Source organism: Streptomyces sp. NPDC006283 (genome assembly GCF_040613325.1).
Classification (GTDB): Bacteria; Actinomycetota; Actinomycetes; order Streptomycetales; family Streptomycetaceae; genus Streptomyces.
Map to the genome: position 1 here is coordinate 1 of NZ_JBEXRZ010000012.1, position 15802 is coordinate 15802.

General features: G+C 70.8%; 11 protein-coding genes. 4 read left to right on the top strand and 7 right to left on the bottom strand.

Annotated elements, in window-relative coordinates; translation table 11 throughout:
* Window positions 1-489: 489 nt before the first annotated feature.
* The 3 genes from ABZ070_RS04585 to ABZ070_RS04595 form a co-directional block, all read right to left on the bottom strand.
* Complete coding sequence (locus tag ABZ070_RS04585; RefSeq protein ID WP_356629861.1) at window positions 490-954, bottom strand: hypothetical protein; 465 nt, start codon at window positions 952-954, stop codon at window positions 490-492.
* A gap of 162 nt (window positions 955-1116) precedes the next feature.
* Window positions 1117-1596, bottom strand: coding sequence for a VOC family protein (locus ABZ070_RS04590; RefSeq protein ID WP_356629863.1), 480 nt, complete (start codon window positions 1594-1596; stop codon window positions 1117-1119).
* 446 nt (window positions 1597-2042) lie between these two features.
* A complete protein-coding gene (locus tag ABZ070_RS04595) occupies window positions 2043-2297 on the bottom strand; it encodes a hypothetical protein (RefSeq protein WP_356629865.1) in 255 nt (84 codons plus the stop codon).
* 358 nt (window positions 2298-2655) lie between these two features.
* Here ABZ070_RS04595 and ABZ070_RS04600 point away from each other — a divergent pair, with 358 nt between their 5' ends.
* Window positions 2656-3948 (top strand): wax ester/triacylglycerol synthase domain-containing protein, encoded by a 1293-nt coding sequence (locus ABZ070_RS04600; RefSeq protein ID WP_356629867.1) that lies wholly within the window; start codon window positions 2656-2658, stop codon window positions 3946-3948.
* Between the two features lie 223 nt (window positions 3949-4171).
* Here the strand turns inward: ABZ070_RS04600 and ABZ070_RS04605 are convergent, their stop codons facing one another.
* Complete coding sequence (locus tag ABZ070_RS04605) at window positions 4172-5794, bottom strand: amidohydrolase (protein WP_356629869.1); 1623 nt, start codon at window positions 5792-5794, stop codon at window positions 4172-4174.
* Window positions 5795-5826: 32 nt separating this feature from the next.
* Entirely contained in the window at window positions 5827-6477 is a 651-nt protein-coding gene (locus ABZ070_RS04610) for a TetR family transcriptional regulator (RefSeq protein WP_356629871.1), read from the bottom strand.
* A gap of 69 nt (window positions 6478-6546) precedes the next feature.
* Between ABZ070_RS04610 and ABZ070_RS04615 the strand changes: the two genes are divergently transcribed.
* The 3 genes from ABZ070_RS04615 (at window position 6547) to ABZ070_RS04625 (ending at window position 11543) form a co-directional block, all read left to right on the top strand.
* Window positions 6547-8004: a cytosine permease gene (locus tag ABZ070_RS04615; protein WP_356629873.1), complete on the top strand. Its 1458-nt coding sequence runs from the start codon at window positions 6547-6549 to the stop codon at window positions 8002-8004.
* Window positions 8005-8187: 183 nt separating this feature from the next.
* Window positions 8188-8478 (top strand): hypothetical protein, encoded by a 291-nt coding sequence (locus tag ABZ070_RS04620; RefSeq protein ID WP_356629963.1) that lies wholly within the window; start codon window positions 8188-8190, stop codon window positions 8476-8478.
* A gap of 35 nt (window positions 8479-8513) precedes the next feature.
* Window positions 8514-11543: a glycoside hydrolase family 38 C-terminal domain-containing protein gene (locus tag ABZ070_RS04625; RefSeq protein ID WP_356629955.1), complete on the top strand. Its 3030-nt coding sequence runs from the start codon at window positions 8514-8516 to the stop codon at window positions 11541-11543.
* A 305-nt stretch (window positions 11544-11848) separates the two neighbouring features.
* On the opposite strand, the gene ABZ070_RS04630 is transcribed toward ABZ070_RS04625, so the two are convergent.
* Entirely contained in the window at window positions 11849-13885 is a 2037-nt protein-coding gene (locus ABZ070_RS04630; RefSeq protein ID WP_356629875.1) for an alpha/beta fold hydrolase, read from the bottom strand.
* Window positions 13858-15642 (bottom strand): N-acetylglutaminylglutamine amidotransferase, encoded by a 1785-nt coding sequence (locus ABZ070_RS04635; RefSeq protein ID WP_356629957.1) that lies wholly within the window; start codon window positions 15640-15642, stop codon window positions 13858-13860. The genes ABZ070_RS04630 and ABZ070_RS04635 overlap by 28 nt, the downstream gene beginning before the upstream one ends.
* Window positions 15643-15802: the final 160 nt, after the last annotated feature.

The following is a 15802-nucleotide window of genomic DNA, read 5'->3' on the forward strand; positions in this document are numbered from 1 at the left end:
GTGCACTCTGCCACCATCGCGGTCGCCGGCGAGGTACCCCTCGACCGGCTCTGGCACGCCGTCCCCGCCTTCCCCACCCTCGGCGAAATCTGGCTGCGGCTGCTGGAGACCTACCGCGGCTGAGCATGCTCCGGCCGGCATGCCGGGCGCTCCTGGCCTCCGCCGGGTGACTCGGTCGTCTGGGGGTGGGCAGCGATCCGCCTATCCCGGTGGCCGGCAGTGGCGTGCCCGCAAACGCGGATCGGACCGAGGGCTTCGGATGACCGAAAGGTGCAGTACGAATCCTCTTCACCGGCGTCCGGTGCGAGCGTTGCCCGCTGAACGGGCTCCGGCATGCATGGCCTGCTGGTGGCGCTGCGGGGCTGCGAAGCCCCGCAGCTCCTATGCCCACATCCGGGCCTGAAAGCACTCCACGCGTGGGAGCTGCTTCGTCGACGGGCAGCAGAACCTCACCGACCCACCCAGCGGGTCAGATGGTGGCGGCGAGGTTCACGGCTGCTGATCCCATGCGGTCACCAGGCCGTAGGTGACCAGGCCGAAAACAAGGTGCGGTACCACGTCCGAGGCCCAGTCGCCGACTGACCAGGTGCGAGGATCGCTGACCCCGAGACGGGCAATCGGCACGTCGGCGGCAACCATCACCAATGCTCCGGTAAGGGCACCGCCCAACCACAGGGGCATCCGAGCGCCTGCCTCGTGGATCAGCGATGCAGCGGCGCCCGCCCCGCATCCCACGGCGACGCCCGTCACGGCTGCGAGACCGATGAGCCGGTTGCCCTTCTCTGCCGACTCCCGGAGCGGAAGCCCCAACCGGGTGGCGATCGTGTCCACCAGAGTTTCCGGGACGCTGCTGGCGGGCCTGCCGCGCAAAGCCATGTCGGCATAGGACACGGCGTTCAACGCTGTCGTCCCCGCGGCCCCCGCTGCGCAGCCACGCACAATGGTTCGGATCATGATCCACGCAGTCCCCGCCGCTGCCCGCACCCAAACAGCCACCGGCACCGGACCACTCGGATCACGGACGACGTGCGGCCGCCTGGAGGGCGCCTCAAAGGGACGGCTTGCGTAAACGTTCTGCCAATGCGGCGACGTCGACGGCAACGGCCTCCTGAGTTGTCACCGTCCAGGTAGTCTCTCCTGCACCTCTTGCAGCACCCACCCGTTTCCGTCCGGGTCGCTGAATGAGGCGTAGGAGGCGTAGCTGCGGCCGTCCGGATCGCGGCCGTCGACCTGTACTTCCGCGCCGGTGTCGTAGACCTTGTGGAAGATCTCGCTTACCTCAACACCGCGGCCGGCGAGGTCGGCGCGGGCTTGGTCGAGGTCGGAGACCACGAGGTAGCCTTCTGCGGATCCAGGCGCCGCGGAGATGACCCCGCGGCCGAAGATGATCGAACATTCCGACCCAGGCGGCGTCAGCTGAACGATCCGGAACTCTGGGCCGGCCTCGAAGTCCGCATCGAGGCGCCATCCCAGGCTCTGGTAGAAGCCCAGGGCACGGTCGACGTCGGCGACCGGGACAATGTGGACCTCGAGCTTCATGTCCACGGTCGGCTCTTTCACGCCGCCCTGTGCGCCGTCCTGCTCTTGAGTGCTCATTTCGTTCTCCTGCGCCCGATGCCCAGAAATTTATGAGGACGATCTGGCCGCAGCTCTGGGCGGCCGGGCAGCTCGGTTGTGACAGCCCGCCGAGCGAGGGCATGTGTCGTCGGTCGGGCACGGTTGACCGGAGACAGCGGAAGGGGCGTGCGCAACTTCCACGAGGAGTTCCGGCTGCTCCCAGGCGGCGAAGTGCCCGTTCCTGGGCAGCTCGTTGCAGTGTCGACCCCGTGCCACCTAGACCTCCACGTTAGACCGATGGGATGCACGATGCACCCGGGAAGAACTCCGGGGTGCGTCCCGTGGCTGCACCGCCGGGGGTCTGGACTTCGTAGGAGCGGTGGCACCAGCCCACCCGGACGTCGAGAATCCGTAAACGTGCTGATCCCGACCTTCCGTGACGGGCCGTGAGTTCTTCTGCCGGCTTAGTTCGGAGGGCGCCTGCGCTAGACGGAAGCCACGACGTGGCCGGCGCTGACCTCGGGAGGGTTGGGAAGCAGTGACGCGAGGTTGTCCCGCACGAAGTCCGCCGCCTTCCGGATCGATTCCTCGGCCCCCGCCTCGTCCTCGAAGACGCTGGTCGAGACCATGACTCCGTTGCCGGCGTCGACCCAGTAGTAGGCCCGAAGGCCGGGAATCTCCCGCATGAGCGGCACGAACCCCTCGTTCACGCGACGACCTGCCTCGGCCGGGTCGGTCACTCCTGAGTACCTTCTGACGGCTGCGTACACGGCTGATCTCCTCAACGAGTCCGGGGGGCTTGCGCTGCCCACGCCGTACCCCTGCACCCCGGGTTCCGCTCGGAAGTTGGGCGGCAATCACCGGAAGGGACCGGCCGGTGGCCCGAATGGCGGCCACCTTCTCCCGCACAGCCGCTCTCCTGCCTCAGTGGCATGGGATTCCTCGTTTCCGGTGACGTCGACGCGCGCCGGGCTTCGTGCTTTCCGGACGGAGAATGATGTGCAAGAGGTGCCGGGACGGTGAGCTTTTGACGACCGCCGTCCCCTTGAAATCGCGACAAAGTGGACCTTTCGACGCGCCGAGGCGTAAGGTCGGCGCGTGGAGGGATCACGGCGTAGGGACGGCCCGAAGCGGCTCAGCGCCGACGACGTACGGCTCCTCGCGCTCGAGTCGGCAGCGATCGCCGGTCATACGCTGAAGATGGTCGTGCTCGGGCCGAGCCACGACCCACTCGACATCGACCGGCTGCGTGAAAGCGTCGGCGCGAGGATCGCGGCCGGATCACGCGGCCGCGAGCGGGTGGCGCTCCCCGACCCCCACTGGGTCAGGGACGACGAGTTCGACGTGACCGCCCACGTCCGCCGCCGCGATGGCACCGCCGGGATCGACGAGCGTGGTGCGTGGGCAGCGGCGGGCGAGTTGATGTCCGAGCGCCTCGATCACCGCCGCCCGCTGTGGGCACTCGACGTCGTCGGGCCGCTGGCCGACGGCCGCGAGGCTGTGGTCTCGCGCATTCACCACGCGATGGCCGACGGGATCAGCTGCCTGCGGTTCCTCGACGAGGTTCTGTGGGAGCCTTCCGGCTGTGCGCCGTCCCCGCCTGGTGGCGCTGCGGTGCCCGCGGTGGCCGGCTCGCGCGGTCACGAACTGCGCCGGCTTCCGGCGACGCTGATGCGCGAACTCGGACATCGGGCGCGGGGCTCGGTCTTCGACCACAGGATCGGCGCCTCGCGCGAGCTCGCGTTCACCACCGCGCCGCTTGCCGAGCTGAAGGCGATCGGTGCTTCGCGTCCGGGCCGGGCCACGGTCAACGACGTCCTGCTCGCCTCGGTCGCGGGCGGCCTGCGTGCCTGGCTGGTGGCCACCGGCGAGCGCGTCGGCAGGCTCCGCGCCCAAGTGCCCGTCAGTCTCCACCACCGCGACGAGGATCCGGCCGAGCTCAGCAACCGCGATGCGTTCCTGAACGTCGACCTGCCCCTCGCCGAGTCCGATCCGCTGGCCCGCCTCGACCGGATCAGCGGTGAGACCGCCGCCTGCAAGGCCGCGGGCGACGCCCAGGAGCTCTATGACCTCTTCCATGCGCTCGCCCGCTGTCCGCCACTCGGGCGCGCCGTCGAGCACATCGCCGCCGGGCCCCACGAGTTCAGCCTCGCGATCTCCAACGTGCCGGGCCCGCGTGCGGCACTCACGGTGATCGGCCGACCGGTCGAGGGACTGTACTCGGTCGCCGAACCGGCACAGCGCCACGTTCTCCGGGTCTCGGCGATCTCCTACGCGGGAACGGTCGGCATCGGTGTCTGCACCGATCCCGAGGCGCTGCCGGGGATCTCCGAACTCGCCGACGCGATCGGCCGCTCGATCGCCGAGCTGCGGCAAGCGGCGATCGGATGACGTCCGCGCGGCGTGTCCGCCGAGCTCGGGCGACCCGGCTCCTGGCGGCGGATCGTGGCCGGGCCGAAGCCGCCCTGTCGTGCACTGTGCGCCGGGTCGGCACCCGCGCACGCCGCACGAGGGCGGCGAGCACCGACAGGACCGTTCTGGGTGTTGTGCGCATCGACGAGGGGGATGTCGGACGGCTTCCTCGGTCCTGATCCAGCCTCGTTCCTCCGGCAGGTCACAGGCTTTCGTCGCGGTGGGTGGGGCGGCCGTCGAGGACCGTGAGCAGGACGGGAAGGTCCGGCAGGTCGGTGGCCGCGGTGGTGAGCGGGTTGTCGGCAAGGACGGTGAGGTCGGCGCGGTGGCCGACGGCGAGCCGGCCTGCCGTGCGCTCCTCGCCGGCCGCGTGGGCGGCGTTGACCGTCATGCCCTGGAGGGCCTCCAGCGCGGTGAGCGCCTGCTCGGGGCCGTGCGGAGGGCGGGTGAGATCGCGGCTCGGTCGACGGTGACGAGCGCCCGCCATGACGCCCAGCGGCGGGTAGGGGGCGATGGGCCAGTCGGAGCCGAGGACGACGGTTGCTCCGGAATCCCACAAGTCGCGGCAGCGCCAGCCGCGGGAGGCGCGCTCCTCGCCGAGGCGGCGCGACCAGTTGTCGGTGTGGTCGGCCCGGGTGAAGTCGCAGCAGTGGGTGGGCTGCATCGACGCGACGACGTCGAGTTCGGCGAAGCGGCGCAGGGTGTCGTCGGGCACGGTCTCGATGTGCTCGATCCGGTGCCTGACCGCTCGATCGCCGCCGCTCTGGGCCTTCTCCACCGCGTCAAGGGCGTGCCGTACGGCTGCGTCCCCGATGGCGTGGGTCGCGGTAGGCACGTGGGCCCGGTGGAGTTCGGCGACGATATGGGTGTACGCCTCGGGGTCGGGCCAGAAGGCGTGTGTGGACTCGCCGTGGCAGTCCGGCCGTTCCAGCCATGCCGTTCCGTTGTCGATGGTGCCGTCCATGAAGAGCTTGACGCCCTCGGTCCGCCACAGCGCGCCGCCGGTGCCCTGCTGCTCGATGAGCGCGCGCAGGGCGTCGGTGTCGGTGCCGGGCTGGCACCAGGGCGCCACCCGCAGCCGCACCGGCAGGGCTCCGGCCGCGTCGAGCTCCGCGTACAGGGAGAGACTGTCGCCGCCTGCATCCATGGCGTGCCCGCCGGTGAGTCCGGTGGCGGCCATGCCGCGTAGAGCGGCGGCGAGCCGGTCCCGTCGCTCTGCGTGCGTGGGCTGCGGGGCGGCGCGTTCGACGAGTTCGCAGGCGGCGTCCTCAAGGAGCAGCCCGGTGGGTCGGCCGGCGTTGTCGCAGACGACCTCGGCCGCCTGGGCGAAGCTCCGCGGCCCGTCGACACCGGCGAGTTCGAGTGCGCGCGGGCTGGCGAGCATGGAGTGGGCGTCGAAGAGCTGGAGGAGAGCCGGTACGCCGTCGAGGACGCGGGCGAGGGCGGCGGCCTCGACGGGCCGGTCACCGAAGACGTTCGGGTCGAGGCCCCAGGCGTGCAGCCACGCGCCGGGGGCGAGGGCCCGGACCCGGCGGGCCAGCGTCTCGCGCACCGCGTCCAGGTCGGCGCAGCCGGACAGGTCCAGGCCGTGGGTGAGTTCCGCACCGGAGAGGGGGTGGAGATGCCCGTCGACCAGGCCCGGGGTCACAACGGCCCCCTTCAGGTCGATCACCGTCGTCGAGGAGTCCGCCAGTGCGCGTATCGAGCGGTTGTCGCCCAGGGCCGAGATGCGCCCTTCGGACGCGGCCAGCGCGGTCTCCGGCAAGAACGCGCCGGTGACCGGGTCGAGCAGACGGGCGGAGAGCAGGACGAGACGGGTGCGCACTGGAGCTCCTCGAAGAGACCTGGGAGAGAGGGTCAGTTGGTGGTGGTCGGTGTGCCCGCGTCCGTGAGGGAGCCGCTGGGCAGGCCGAGTTCGCGTTCCGCTGTCGTGACGGCCATGCGGGTCACGGCTTCCGGGCGGTTGCTTCGGTCGGTGTTGGCGTGCGCGCCGAGGCCGTCGAGCACGACCAGGATCTGGATGGCCGCCGTGCGTGGGTCGTCCGTACGGAATTCCCCCTGCTCGACGCCGTCGCGGATCAGCCCCTCCAGCCTTTCGTCGGACGCGAGCTCCTGCTCGGCGACCCGGTCGCGCAGGACGGGCCGGTAACGGCTGAGGTGCCGGGCGTTGATCCAGAGCCGGCTGATGTCGTCGTACGCCTCTCCGGCCGACAGGGCGAAGTAGCGCGCGAGGTAGAACGTGGGAGTCCCCTCGGATCTGTCGGCGGGCAGCAGGGCGTCGAGCTCGCCGGTGGCGGCCTTGCTGAAAGCCTCCGCGACCAGATCCTCCGCCGAGGGGAAGTAGTGGCTGATCAGTCCGGGACGGACGTCGAGCTCTTCGGCGATCCGCCGCAGCGTGACGCACTCCAGCCCCTCGGTCAGGGCCACGGTGGCGGCCGCTTCGACGATTTCCGCACGTCGGGCGGCCGGATCTTTACGGATTCGCTTGCGCTGAACGCTTGACGACATAACCGGGATGCTATTGAGTGTGCGACCAATAAGCAAGCGAGTGGGCATGAACAGCACCCGGAGGGCCCTATGGCGTCCACGATCCCCGACCCGCACCCGGGCACGCGAAGTGCGCCCGAGGCGGCCCCGCCGGCCTCGGACCGGCCGGGCGGCATCGAGGCGCACGGCATCGACCGCATTCCCGACGAGGAGCGCCACGGCCGCCCCCGGGACCTGTTCGCCGTCTGGGCGGCGGCGAACGTCAACTACCTGAGTCTGGTGATCGGTGGCGCGCTGATCCTGATGGGCCTGAGTCTGTGGCAGGCTCTCGCAGTGATCGTCGTGGGCAACCTGTTCTGGGTGCTCACCGGGCTGCTCGCGGTCTCCGGTCCCGCTTCAGGAACGCCGAGCGAAGTGATCACGCGAGCCGTCTACGGCATCCGCGGCAACAGGGTGAACAACGCCGTCACCGGCTGGATGATCTCCGTCTGCTACTTCGCCCTCAACCTGGCCGCCGCCGCGACCGCCGCGTTCTCCCTCGTCGAACGTGCCGGTATCACGGCGAACACCGGCGTCAAGGTCGCCGTCGTGCTGGTGATCTCCGCGCTCACCCTCACCATCAGCGTCTACGGGCACGCCGTGATCGTGAAGCTCTATCTCCCGATCACCCTGGCTCTCACCGCGGTCTTCGGCGTCGTCGCCTTCAGCGTGGTCGGGCACACCGACTTCGGGTACGCCCCCGCCGAGCCGCCGGCCGGCACCGACCTGTGGGCGGCTCTTGCCGCCGGTGTCACCCTCATCGCCGCCGGCCCGCTGTCGTACACCACCAGCGCCGACTTCTCCCGCTACCTGCCCGGCACGACGTCCCCGAAGGCGGTCGTGGGCTGGACCGCTGCCGGGGCGTTCCTCCCGAGTGTCATCGTCTGCTCCCTGGGCGCGTTCGCCGCGACCGCGATCGACATGACCGACCCGCAGAGCGCGCTGGAGGAGATCCTCCCCGGCTGGTTCACGCCCGTCTTCCTGCTTGCCCTGGTCCTCGGCACGATCTCCATCAACGCGCTCACCGCCTACAGTGCAGGCCTGGCCCTCCAAGCCGTCGGCATCCGCATCCGCCGTGCGTTCAGCGTGATCGTCGACGGGGCCGTAGCCGTCTCCCTGACGCTGTACGCGCTGCTCGTGTCCAACTTCCTCGACACCGTCAGCAACGTCCTCCAACTGACCGTCGTCCTGCTCGGACCGGCCACGGCCGTCTACGCCACCGACATCCTGCTGCGGCGCAATCGCTACGACGGCCTCGCGCTGACCGACGAGACCCCTGGCAGCCCCTTCTGGTTCGCCGCCGGCGTCAACTGGTCGGGTGCGCTGGCGCTCACGGCAGGCACCACGGCGGCCGCCCTGTGTGTGAACACCTTGTACACGGGCCCGGTCGCGCGCGCTCTGGGCGGCGTGGACCTCGCCCTGCCCGTCGGCATCGTCGTCGCCTCGGCCACCTACGCGACCCTGATGCGGCGCTTCGGCGGCGGCGTCGGCGCGGTGGTGCGGGCGTAAGCCGGTGCGCCCGCGGGCGTGTCACGGAGCGGGGCGGGCGGCGATCCGACCACGGGGGCGGCGACGGTCGTGCCGCGCGTGGCATCACCGAGATCGTCACCCCCGAACAGGCCGGTCTGCGCGGAGAACCGGCCGCCCGCACCGCACCGTAGGCCGTCCGCGACACGATACGGAGCACACGTCATGGCCTCCCGACCAAGCAGACCTGCCGTCCTCATGGCATCCGCCGCGGCGGCCCTCACCCCGGTCCTCGTACCGGGGACGTCCGTTGCCGCGAGGAAGAACGCGCTCGGCGCGCCGTACGCCTCCTGCTGGTACCCGGACTCGCGGCGCGTCCTCGGCGCGACCTGCCGGCGGGCCTTCTGGGCAGCGGGTCTCGCGCCCGAACAGGGCGAACCCTCGGCGCGATTGGAAGTGCGCGCCGTGGGGGAGCTCTACACCGCGTCCACCGCCGCGACAGCCGTCCACCCCTAGTAGCACCGACCCCCGAGAATCCCGGAGTGCCCGTCATGCATGACGACCGCGCCCTCGTCGAAGCCCGCCTCAAGCGTGTCCTCGACGAACGCATCCGCCCCGCCGTGTATCCCGAGTCCGTGCCGCTGGACGTCGCCGTGTGGAACGCGCCCGGCGAGCCCGTACCGGTCGCGGAAGGGCTCGCCGCCGTGCCGGAGCCGGTCGCGGTGGGCGACATGTGGGGCGCCCCGTGGGGCACCAGCTGGTTCACCGTCACCGGCACGGTGCCCGACGAGTGGGCGGGCCGGACGGTCGAGGCGCTCCTCGACCTCGGCTTCGACGAGAACATGCCCGGCTTCCAGTGCGAAGGACTCGTTTACCGCCCCGACGGCACCCCGGTGAAGGGCCTCAACCCGCGCAACCAGTGGGTCCGCATCGGTGCACCGGTGGCAGGCGGCGAAGCGGTACGGCTGCACATCGAGGCGGCGTCCAACCCCGTGATCCTCGACTACCACCCCTTCGTGCCGACGCGACTCGGCGACAAGGAGACCGCGGGCAGCGACCCGCAGTACAAGCTCACCCGCATGGATCTCGCCGTCTTCGACGAGACCGTGTGGCAGCTCGTCCTCGACCTCGAGGTGCTCGGCGAGCTGATGCACGAACTGCCCGCCGACGGCGCCCGCCGTCACGACATCCTGCGCGCCGTCGGCCGTGCCCTCGACCACGTCGACCTGCAGGACGTCAACGGCACAGCCGCCGCCGCCCGCGCACAGCTCACCGACGTCCTCGCCACCCCCGCCCAGCCCTCCGCGCACCACATCAGCGCCGTCGGCCACGCCCACATCGACTCGGCCTGGCTGTGGCCGCTGCGCGAGACAGTGCGCAAGGTCGCCCGTACGACCTCCAACATGACGGCCCTGCTGGAGGACGAACCCGACTTCGTCTTCGCGATGTCCCAGGCCCAGCAGTTCGCCTGGATCAAGGACCACCGGCCCGAGGTCTGGGCCAAGGTGAAGAAGGCGGTGACCGACGGCAGGTTCGTTCCGTCGGGCGGCATGTGGGTGGAGTCCGACACCAACATGCCCGGCTCGGAGGCGATGGCCCGTCAGTTCGTGCACGGCAAGCGGTTCTTCCTCGACGAGTTCGGCATCGAGAACGACGAGGCATGGCTGCCCGACACCTTCGGGTTCGCCGCCGGGCTGCCTCAGATCATCAAGGCCGCCGGTTCCAAGTGGCTTCTGACACAGAAGATCTCGTGGTCGCAGACGAACAAGTTCCCCCACCACACCTTCCAGTGGGAAGGTATCGACGGCACCCGGATCTTCACCCACTTCCCGCCCGTCGACACCTACAACTGCTCCATGAAGGGGAGCCAGATCGCCCACGCGGCGAGGAACTTCAAGGACAAGGGCGTCGCCAGGCACTCGCTCGCCCCCACCGGCTGGGGCGACGGAGGCGGCGGCACCACCCGCGAGATGGTCGCCAAGGCGGCGCGCCTTCGGGACCTCGAGGGGTCCGCGACCGTGAAGTGGGAGACGCCGGGGGAGTTCTTCACCAAGGCGCAGGCCGAGTACCCGAACCCGCCCGTGTGGGTCGGCGAGCTCTACCTTGAGCTGCACCGCGCGACCCTCACCAGCCAGGCGAAGACCAAGCAGGGCAACCGGCGCAGCGAGCACCTGCTGCGCGAGGCGGAACTGTGGGCGGCGACCGCCGCCGTACGGACCGGAGCGGACTACCCGTACGGACAGTTGGACCGGATCTGGAAGACGGTGCTGCTGCACCAGTTCCACGACATCCTGCCCGGCTCGTCCATCGCATGGGTACACCGCGAGGCCGAGAAGACCTACGCGGCCGTCGCCGGTGAACTCAACGGGGTCATCGACGCCGCGCAGCGCGCTCTCGCCGGTGACCCGGCCTCCGGTGGCGAGCTGGTGTTCAACTCCGCCCCGCACGAGCGTCACGGCGTGGCGGCCGGCGCGGCGGCCGTCGCCGCCCCCGGCGGCAGTGCCCAGCTGTCCGCACGCGCGGCCGGCGGTTTTCTCCTCGACAACGGACTGCTCCAGGTCGAGATCGACGCCCGAGGCCTGGTCGTCTCGGTGTACGACATCGGCGCCGAACGCGAGGCCGTCGCCCCCGGGAGGGCCGCCAACCTGCTCCAGATCCACCCCGACTTCCCCAACATGTGGGACGCCTGGGACGTCGACGAGTTCTACCGCAACACCGTCACCGACCTCACCGACGCCGACGAGGTCACCGCCGTCGGCTCGGCCCCCGCAGCGGTGCGCGTGGTGCGCAGCTTCGGAGACTCGAGGGTCACCCAGGTGCTCACCCTCCCCGCCGGCGCCAAGCGACTCGACATCGACACCGAGGTCGACTGGCACGAGACGGAGAAGTTCCTCAAGGCGTCCTTCCCGCTGGACATCCACGCCGAGCGGTACGCCTCGGAGACCCAGTTCGGTCACTTCCACCGGGCCACCCACACCAACACCAGCTGGGAAGCGGCCAAGTTCGAGGCCTGCAACCACCGCTTCGTCCACATGGAGGAGCCCGTCTGGGGCGTCGCCCTCGTCAACGACTCGACCTACGGGCATGACGTCACACGCACCGTACGGGCGGCCGACTCCGGCACCACCACCACCCTGCGGGTGTCCCTGCTCCGCGCACCGCGTTTCCCCGACCCGGAGACCGACCAGGGCGTGCACCGCTTCCGCCACGCGCTCGTGCCCGGCGCCTCGATCGGCGACGCGGTGCGGGAGGGTTACCGCATCAACCTGCCCGAGCGCCGCGTCGGCGGTGACACGGACGTCGCACCGCTGGTCACCGTCGACAACGACGCGGTGGTCGTCAGCGCGGTGAAGCTCGCCGACGACGGGAGCGGCGACGTGGTGGTGCGCCTCTACGAGTCCACGGGAGGCCGGGCGCGGGCCCGGGTGGTCCCGGGCTTCCCCGCCGGCGCGGTGGCCGCGACGGACCTGCTGGAGCGTCCCCTCACGGACGTGGCACAGCCCGAACTGCACGATGGTTCCCTCGAGGTGGCCCTGCGCCCGTTCGAGATGGTCACCCTGCGGCTGGCCCGCACGTCCTGACGGAAGCGGCGGTCGCTCTGCGGAGGACATACCCCGGGACCGGGAACCCTCGTTGCCCCCGCGCTGCCCGGGACAGGATCTGCAGCACCGGGGCGCGGCCGCCGCCGGCGTTGTCCGGGCCTCGGGAGGACTGTCGAAGCCGGGCAGACGGCGAAGGCTGCGGATCGCGTCCGAGGAGCCCATGTCCGTCCGTCCTCGCGGTCGCCGTCGGGCGCGAGGGCGCCGACAGGGGTTTGCGGGAGCCCACGCCCGTCACCATGCGACCGGCGTGGGTCCGCTCCCGTGAAAGGCGTGGCATGCGGCCGTCAGCGTCCGCCGACGCCACCGGTCAGATGCCGTTCCATCCAGGCGACGGCGGTGCGCCGGAAGAGCCGGCGGGTGTGGGCGTGCCGGAAGTCGTGGCCTTCGTCGGGGAGCATGAGCAACTCGGCGGCCAGGCCGCGTTGTTGTGCCGCACGGACGATCTGCTCGGATTCCCCCGGTGGCACGTTCGTGTCGTGCTCCCCGTGGATGGCCAGCAGCGGCACCCGTAGCGCGTCGATGCGGCTCATGGGGGAGAGGGCCTGCAGCAACTCCCGGTCCCGCTCCGGGTGGCCGTACTTGTGGGCGGCGGACTCGGCGAGCCACGGTTCGGTACCTTCGAAGAAGGTACCGAGGTCGGACATGCCGCAGACCGTGATGCCCGTGCGGAACAGGTCCGGATGCCACACGAGCGAGGCCAGGGTGAGGTAGCCGCCATAGGAGTGGCCCATCACAGCGAGCCGGGTGGGGTCGGCGAGTCCGGTTGTGACGGCGTGTGCCGCGCAGTCGGCGACATCGGTGATGGCGGCGAAGCGCTTGATGCCCAGGTCCGCGTCGACGAACGACCGGCCCCAGCCCCCGGACCCGCGTACGTCCGGGGCGAACACGTCGATGCCCCGGCCCAGCAGTTCGTGGTAGAGCGGGTCGAAGACGGGCCGTTCCTGTTCCTCCGGGCCGCCGTGCAGATGAACGACGCAGGGCGCCAGGTCCCCGGGCACACGGCCCGGCGCCCGGTAGTACCAGCCGCCCAGCAGCAGTCCGTCGCGCGCACGCGGTCGCAGGGGCGAGGGCCGCACCGGTGGTCGTCCCGGGGCGACCGCGTCCTCGTCCCGGGACGACCACCGGGTACGGGCAGGCGGAGCCGTGTCGGTCACCCGCCACACTCCCGGGCGTCGCTGAGAGCCCGAGACCGCCACCAGCATCCCGGACGGTCCCGCCGGGCCGACGCGTGTGACCACCTCGTGCTGCAGCTCCGCCCTGCGGGCCGGGCCCTCGACGGTCAGCGGCAGCGTCTCGAGGTCGCTCACACCGGCGACGTTCCAGGACAGGGCCGCTCGCCGACCCGCCTCCAGGAACGCCAGCAGGTCGACACCGGCGTTCTCGCGTTCCGCGACCACGGACAGGCCGGCACGTTCGCCCTGTTCGTCCAGGCTCATGGCCAGCAACGCCGGAAACTCACGTTCATGATCGCTGCGCAACCACACGGTGCGACCGTCGGGCGAGAAGCGGCCGATCCACGGGTCACCGTCGGCGACGGGCAGTGTCCCGGCGGGGCGGGCTTCCGCCGCGCGGAAAACCACCGCCTGCCTGCGCCCGCGCGGGCCCCGCCGCAGCAGGACGAGACGGCCGTCGGGGCTGAGGTCGCACACCCGCAAGGTGGCGGCCTCCGTCTCCGTTGCCAGCAGTACGGGAGATCGGACTTCGTCCGGATCGATCAGATAGGCGCTCAACAGGTCCGCAGCGGCATGCCTCCTTCCTGCGCCGTCGTGCGCGCCGTCCAGGAGTACGGCAGGACCGTCGCGCCGGGCCCAGTTGCCGGGGCGCCCGAGGCCTTCGTCCGCACCCGGTGCCACGGCGGCCCGAGGTCCGGTGGGCTCCGCAACCGTGACCGCCAGAGCCGAACCGTCGCGGGCCCAGCAGCCCAGGTAGGCCGAGCTTCCGGGGTCCGCGCCGGCCACCTCCCTGCGGCCGGAGCCGTCCGGGCGTACACACAGGACCCGGGTGTGACCACTGCCGCCGGGGGCGAGGGTGTACGCGATCCAGCGGCCGTCCGGCGACCATGACACCTCGGTGACCGGATCGGGGCCCGTGTCGAGTGGGCGGACGTCCTTCGAGCCGACCGGTCCGGCCCACAACTGGGGGACGCCGCCACGATCACAGATGAACGCGACCTGCTGACCGAGCGGGTCGGCCGACGGGTACCAGCACCCGTGCGTCCTCGGCACCGGCATGTCCCGGCCACCCGCCGTGTCGGCCAGCAAGGCGGGTACGGGAGCGGCGGACGCGGCCGAGGTCATCGGATCCCGTGCGTCTGCAGCCATATCTCCAGCAGCGCCACCTGCCACAGGGCGTTCGCCCCACGGTGTGTGCGGTGGTCGTCGGGCGCGCTCAACAACTCGGCAATGTAGTCGTCCCTGTACAGCCCACGGGACCGCGCCTCGGGCGCGGACATGGCGTCCTTGACGCGTGCCTGCACGGGCCCTGCCATGTGGCGGACGGCCGGCACGGGGAAGTAGCCCTTGGGCCGGTCGGTGATCTCGCGGGGCAGGAGCGTGCGTCCGGCCTCCTTGAGGACGCCCTTGCCGCCGTGCGCGAGCTTCAGTTCCGGCGGGCAGGCCGCGGCCAGCTCCACGAGCTCTTGGTCCAGGAACGGCACCCTGGCCTCCAGGCCCCAGTCCATGGTCATGTTGTCGACCCGCTTGACCGGGTCGTCGACGAGCATGACGTGCGTGTCCAGCCGCAGCGCCGCGTCCAGGGCCGTCGCGGCGCCTGGCGGGGCCATGTGTTCTTCGACGAACGCGGTGGACACGTCGTGATCGGGGATCATGTGCGGTCGCACGATCCGGGCGAGATCGGCGTGGGGCCGGTCGAAGTACACCTCCGCGTACCTCTGCGGTGCCTGTTCGCGTGCGACGCAGGCGATGGCCGGGTACCACCCGTAGCCGGCGAACACCTCGTCCGCGCCCTGGCCGCTCTGGACGACGCTCACCTCTTTGGCCACGAGCTCCGACAGCAGATGGAAGGCCACGACGTCATGGCTGGTCATGGGCTCGCTCATGGCGGCAACGGCACCGTCCAAGGCGGTTGACACCCGGTCGGAGGGCACCAGCAGCTGGTGGTGATCGGTGTCGAACCGCCGGGCCACCAGTTCGGAGTAGGCGAACTCGTCGCCCTCCTCACCGCCCTCGGACTCGAAGCCGACACTGAATGTCGCGACGTCCCTCTGCCCCTGCTCGGCCAGGAGCGCCACGATCAGGCTCGAGTCCAGACCCCCGGACAGCAGCACGCCGACGGGCACATCGGCCACCATCCGTCGCCGTACCGCCGTGCGCAGCGCGTCGAGCACCGCGTCACGCCAGTCACCGGCGTCCATGCCCGCGAACTCGTCACGCCGGGTGTAGGACGGCTGCCAGTACGTGCGGTCATGGTGTGTGCCGTCCGGTTCCACCACGCGCACGGTGGCCGGAGGGAGCTTGCGCACCCCGGCCAGCACGGTGCGCGGGGCTGCCACGGTGGCCTGCCAGCTCAGGTACTGGTGCACCGCGACGGAGTCGAGCGAGGTGTTCACCGAGCCGCCTGCCAGCAGGGCGGGCAGGGTTGAGGCGAATCTCAGCCGGCCAGGTGTCCGTGCGAGGTAGAGCGGCTTGATGCCGAGCCGGTCGCGCGCGAGGATCACACGGCCGGTGTCGCCTTCCACGATCACGATGGCGAACATGCCGACGAGATGATCCACGAAGCCGGGCCCCCAGTGCTGGTAGGCCTTGAGTATCACCTCGGTGTCCGACGTACTGAAGAACCGGTGGCCCCGCCGTTGCAGTTCCGTCCGCAATTCGCGGTAGTTGTAGACACAGCCGTTGAAGACGCCTGTCAGTCTTCCTTCCGCGTCGGTCATGGGCTGCGCGCCGCGTTCGGACAAGTCGATGATCTTGAGGCGGCGATGGCCGAGAGCCACGGCACTCTGTGACCACATGCCCCGACCGTCCGGACCGCGGGGCGCGAGCCGATCGGTCATCCGCTCCACCGCTGCCAGATCAGGGTGCCCCCCGTCGAACCGGATCTCACCGCTCAGACCGCACATGCCGCGCCCCCGCTCGGTTCGAGTCCTGGTGCGCATGTGGTCTTCGGCTCGGGTGCACGGCGGGGGAGAGGTGGGGTGGTGCTGGTGAACATAAGGGATTCCTCCTGCGGGCGAGAGGCCGCCGAGCCGTGAGCGCTCACCGGCGTCGCACGGTCGGCCG

Excerpts from the sequence above, each read along its gene's own strand:
- ABZ070_RS04635 (WP_356629957.1), bottom strand. The coding sequence starts at position 15,642 with ATGTGCGGTCTGAGCGGTGAGATCCGGTTCGACGGGGGGCACCCTGAT.
- ABZ070_RS04615 (WP_356629873.1), top strand. The coding sequence starts at position 6,547 with ATGGCGTCCACGATCCCCGACCCGCACCCGGGCACGCGAAGTGCGCCC.
- ABZ070_RS04630 (WP_356629875.1), bottom strand. The coding sequence starts at position 13,885 with ATGGCTGCAGACGCACGGGATCCGATGACCTCGGCCGCGTCCGCCGCT.
- ABZ070_RS04590 (WP_356629863.1), bottom strand. The coding sequence starts at position 1,596 with ATGAGCACTCAAGAGCAGGACGGCGCACAGGGCGGCGTGAAAGAGCCG.
- ABZ070_RS04610 (WP_356629871.1), bottom strand. The coding sequence starts at position 6,477 with ATGTCGTCAAGCGTTCAGCGCAAGCGAATCCGTAAAGATCCGGCCGCC.
- ABZ070_RS04620 (WP_356629963.1), top strand. The coding sequence starts at position 8,188 with ATGGCCTCCCGACCAAGCAGACCTGCCGTCCTCATGGCATCCGCCGCG.
- ABZ070_RS04625 (WP_356629955.1), top strand. The coding sequence starts at position 8,514 with ATGCATGACGACCGCGCCCTCGTCGAAGCCCGCCTCAAGCGTGTCCTC.
- ABZ070_RS04585 (WP_356629861.1), bottom strand. The coding sequence starts at position 954 with ATGATCCGAACCATTGTGCGTGGCTGCGCAGCGGGGGCCGCGGGGACG.